Genomic DNA, 4,558 nt, shown 5'->3' on the forward strand with positions numbered 1-4,558 from the left:
AGATGGAGCCGGGTGCGAAGGCATGGAGAAACGTACGACAGTCCTCGACCAGCTCCAGGTCATTGCAGTGACTGGCGGTAATGTTGATGGCGATGTGGAAGGGTTCATTGAACGAGGCAGAAACAGGACCCAGCAATTGGGCAGTCTGGCGCATCAGTGAACGGGTCATCGGCACGATCAGCCCGGAATCTTCAGCAAACGGGATGAACAGGTCAGGGCGTACCAGGCCTTCCTTCGGGTGTTTCCAACGCATCAACACTTCGGTGCCGGACCACTTCCTGGTATCGCCATGCACGACCGGCTGAAAATACGGGACAAACTCTTGCGCAGCCAAAGCGCGCTGCATTTCGCGAGTAGGCGACCATGAACGCTTCTGCAAGACGTATCCGATTGCGCCCGACACCACACCAARAAAAATCAGCAGGCTAAACAGCGGTGGGTAGTCCTTGGCCATGTAACGCCAGGTTTCGCCCTCGGGGTAACCGGCGACAACGGTAAAGCCATAGCGCGAGGAGGTGAGTTCGCTTTCGGCGACGGGCAAGGTGGGCAGGGCGCCTGCGTGGACCTTGCCGTCCGCGGACAACCAATTCGGTCCCACTTGCAGCAATAGTGAGGTCTTGCGACCAATCAGGCGCAGTACGTTAATTAAGTGGTAACCGTCCAGTGTCGTCAGCGCGCCCTGTTTTCCCTCACTCAGGCGATACACCAACACCGCCGTGTCGGGCGTGACCTGGTTACCACTCATGAGCAACAGCTTGCCTTGCGTATAGTCACCGGCAGATATCTGCTCTTGGCGGTCGCCGAACAAAGAGCTGCAATAAATGGAATCGTCCAATACCAGACTGGCGGAACGCACAAATGGGCGGCGGGTGACCTGTTCACGCAGGGCCAACTTCACGTCGTCGCACTTTTGGCCTGCCAGCGGCAGCAATTCGTGCGCGGACTGGGCCGTATTGTCGAGCATCAGTTCGAACTGGCGCAGGGCTTCGTCAGCGGTCAGCCGGCTGCTTTGCTCCAGAGCCCGTTCAGCCTGCATATAGAGAATGGCGCCGCCCAGTATTACCGGGAGCAGCCCACACAGCAGGGGCACCATAATGCGGGTACGCAACGGTCGACGGCTTTTGGCACTCAATGGCATCCGCAAAATCTCTCACGACGAAGCAGGGCTCTCAAACGCTGGCAAGACAATAACTCGCCTCCCAAAAAGAGTTCAGGTAGAGGCCATAATAGTTGGCCCTCGGCGCTTATGCCGCTTAACAAGGGTTCAGCCTGGTGGCCAGTTTGATAAAGGCCAGCGTGGCGGGCGATGACTGGCGCTGATCAAGTACCGCCAGCCCGACGTGACGAATGACGGCGGGCGACAAAGGTTTTTTCACATATCGGCGGCTGTCGTCGTCGGGCAGTGAGCTTTCTGCGACGACGGTCAGAGCATCACCGCGGGCCACTGTGTCCAGCGTGCTGAGCAATTGTGAGCAGCGGTAACGGATATTCGGTGTCAGTCGAGCGGCGCTGAACAGGCCTGAGACCAACTCCGAAGATCCGGCTTCGGTCAGCACGAACGGGTCGCTGCACAAGTCGCTCAGGCTCAGGCTGTCTCGACCTGCCAGTGGGTGTTCGGCGGGAAGCAGTGCGATCATCTGGTCTTCGATTAAAGCAAAAGTGTCAAAGCGTTCTTCGGGCAGGACCACAAAGCCGATATCGATTCGTCGCTCTTCAAGCCATTGAATCACTTGGCGGTCCGGGCCTTCGTCAATGTGCACTTCAACCCCGGGGTGAGCTGCGCGGTAGTGCTGCAGAATCTGCGGCAGCAACCTGATCGACGAGGTCGGGCCAAACGAGCCGATGCGCAGCGTGCCGCGTTTCATCCCGCGCGCATCGGCCGCTTCCTGGCGCAGGGTGTTAGCCAGGCCGAGCATTGCCCGGGCGCGCAACAATAGCTGCTGACCGATGTCGCTAAGTTCGACCTGAGACTGATGCCGCCGCAACAATTCGACGCCCAATTCCTGTTCCAGCGACTTGAGCGCGTGAGAGACCGCTGATTGGGAAATCCCCAAGCGATTGGCGGCCGCCGTGAAACCGCGCAGCTCGGCGACCAGCGAGAAAATCTCCAGTTGTGTCAGGGTCATGAGTATTTACTCATTTTACGATGATCGATCATTAGTCGAATGATACGTCATCTTTCCTGGCCCGGTTTGCTCCAATGACAATCTTCGTGCAATCAACAACATCCGATACCCCGGTGTATTTGAAACTCGCCGCCGTCACCATGATCTGGGGTGGGACGTTCGTGGCCGGGCGTTATCTGTCGGACAGCCTCAGCCCGTTATTCGCCGCCAGCCTCAGATTCTTGCTGGCCAGCGCGGCGTTGTTGCTGTTTCTGCTGCTGGCGCGAGTCAAGTTGTCCCGGCCGAGCCTGCGTCAATGGCTGCAACTTGTGCTCCTGGGGTTCTTCGGGATCTTCTTCTACAACCTGTGCTTCTTTTATGGGCTGCATTACATCAATGCCTCGCGAGCCTCTTTGATCGTTGCGCTTAACCCGGCCGTGATTGGTTTCGCCTCGTGGTTACTGTTCAAGGAACGCTTGAGCAGGGCGAAAGTTTTTGGCATCGCGATTTGCATTGCCGGAGCGAGCGTGGTGATTGCCAGTCGTAATCCGCAATTATTGGCCGGGGATGCCAATGCCTGGATCGGTGACCTGATGATTTTCGGCTGCGTACTTGGCTGGGGGATTTATTCGCTGTTATCCAAAGACCTGAATCAGGCCCTGGGGCCCGTGCAGACGGTCACGTATTCGATTTTGCTGKGCACTGCGATGCTCTGTGCGACCAGCGCCGTGCGCGGCGAATTGAGTGTCAGCGCGCTCCTCAGCCTCGGCCCGCAACAATGGTTGAGCCTGATGTACCTCGGCGTATTGGGTTCGGCGCTGGCCTACATTGCTTACTACGACGGCATTCGCCAGATCGGCGCGACGCGTTCAGGTGTATTCATTGCCTTGAATCCGCTGACCGCGGTCATCCTTGGTGCACTGCTGCTGGGCGAGCCATTGACCTTGGCCATGTGCCTTGGTGGCGCGCTGATCCTGGCGGGGATTTTCCTTTGCAACAAACCCCTTGCGCGAGTAGGGAAAAAGGGGATTTGATACAGAAGGCGGACAAACCGATTTACGCTGTGTAGAATCGGGTTACGCATACAATAATAAACGTCTTCTGGCAGCAGAAGCCTCGCCCGCAAGAGCCTTGGGTCGACAATGAAGAGTTTTGGGTTTCAATTGATCTACGGTGACTTCCTCGCCCGCAGCGTGCGGGGCATCTCCTGTGCGCCACCTGCCGGTCTCAGCATTGCTCGCAACTGACATTTGTTAATTCCAAAAGCATGATGAGGCGCCAAAATGGCAGATTTATACGAAAACCCAATGGGCTTGATGGGCTTTGAATTCATCGAATTAGCATCGCCAACCCCGAACACCCTGGAGCCGATCTTCGAGATCATGGGCTTCACCAAGGTGGCGACCCACCGCTCCAAAGACGTGCACCTGTATCGCCAGGGCGCGATCAACCTGATCCTCAACAACGAACCGCACAGCGTCGCTTCGTACTTCGCGGCCGAACACGGCCCGTCGGTGTGCGGCATGGCATTCCGCGTCAAGGATTCGCAGCTCGCCTACAAGCGCGCACTGGAAATCGGCGCCCAGCCGATCCATATCGAAACCGGCCCGATGGAACTGAACCTGCCGGCGATCAAAGGCATCGGCGGCGCGCCGCTGTACCTGATCGACCGTTTCGGTGAGGGCAGCTCGATCTATGACATCGACTTCGTGTTCATTGAAGGTGTGGACCGCAACCCGGTCGGTGCGGGTCTGAAAATCATCGACCACCTGACTCACAACGTGTATCGCGGTCGCATGGCTTACTGGGCGAACTTCTACGAGAAGCTGTTCAATTTCCGCGAAATTCGCTACTTCGACATCAAGGGCGAATACACCGGCCTGACCTCCAAGGCCATGACCGCGCCGGACGGCATGATCCGCATCCCGCTGAACGAAGAATCGTCCAAGGGCGCCGGGCAGATCGAAGAGTTTCTGATGCAGTTCAATGGTGAAGGTATCCAGCACGTAGCCTTCCTCAGCGATGACCTGATCAAGACCTGGGATCACCTGAAAAGCATCGGCATGCGCTTCATGACCGCGCCACCGGAAACCTACTACGAAATGCTTGAAGGCCGTTTGCCGAACCACGGCGAGCCGGTTGATCAACTGCAAGCACGCGGGATTCTGCTGGACGGCTCGTCGGAGTCGGGCGACAAGCGTCTTCTGCTGCAGATCTTCTCGGAAACCCTGATGGGGCCGGTGTTCTTCGAATTCATCCAGCGTAAAGGCGACGATGGCTTCGGCGAAGGCAACTTCAAGGCACTGTTCGAATCGATCGAGCGTGACCAGGTTCGTCGTGGCGTACTCGCCACCGATTAACCCACCACACCGCTAAAAACTGTGGGAGCGAGCCTGCTCGCGAATGCAATCGTTCATTCAACATCGAAGTTGACTGACACGACGCCTTCGCGA

The 4,558-nt window shown here is 57.4% G+C and carries 4 protein-coding genes; 2 read left to right on the forward strand and 2 right to left on the reverse strand.

Annotated elements, in window-relative coordinates; all coding sequences use genetic code 11:
- Both AC1DRJ_RS19680 and AC1DRJ_RS19685 read right to left on the reverse strand, forming a co-directional pair.
- Positions 1 to 1,138 (reverse strand): CSS-motif domain-containing protein (locus AC1DRJ_RS19680; RefSeq protein ID WP_477803617.1); only part of this gene is annotated, 1,138 nt, incomplete at its 3' end.
- 115 nt (positions 1,139 to 1,253) lie between these two features.
- Positions 1,254 to 2,126, reverse strand: a complete 873-nt coding sequence (locus AC1DRJ_RS19685) for a LysR family transcriptional regulator (protein ID WP_477803618.1) — start codon at positions 2,124 to 2,126, stop codon at positions 1,254 to 1,256.
- Positions 2,127 to 2,200: 74 nt separating this feature from the next.
- Between AC1DRJ_RS19685 and AC1DRJ_RS19690 the strand changes: the two genes are divergently transcribed.
- Together AC1DRJ_RS19690 and hppD are read left to right on the forward strand one after the other, a co-directional pair.
- Positions 2,201 to 3,139 (forward strand): DMT family transporter, encoded by a 939-nt coding sequence (locus tag AC1DRJ_RS19690; protein WP_477803619.1) that lies wholly within the window; start codon positions 2,201 to 2,203, stop codon positions 3,137 to 3,139.
- Positions 3,140 to 3,388: 249 nt separating this feature from the next.
- Positions 3,389 to 4,465 carry a 4-hydroxyphenylpyruvate dioxygenase gene (gene hppD, locus AC1DRJ_RS19695; protein ID WP_477803620.1) on the forward strand — a complete coding sequence of 359 codons (1,077 nt, stop codon included), beginning with the start codon at positions 3,389 to 3,391 and terminating at the stop codon, positions 4,463 to 4,465.
- Positions 4,466 to 4,558: the final 93 nt, after the last annotated feature.

This window comes from Pseudomonas sp. P5_B2, from assembly GCF_056400445.1.

What these genes read in the sequence shown, in the direction of transcription:
- AC1DRJ_RS19685 (WP_477803618.1), bottom strand. Translation starts at nt 2,126, where the DNA reads ATGACCCTGACACAACTGGAGATTTTCTCGCTGGTCGCCGAGCTGCGC.
- hppD (WP_477803620.1), top strand. Translation starts at nt 3,389, where the DNA reads ATGGCAGATTTATACGAAAACCCAATGGGCTTGATGGGCTTTGAATTC.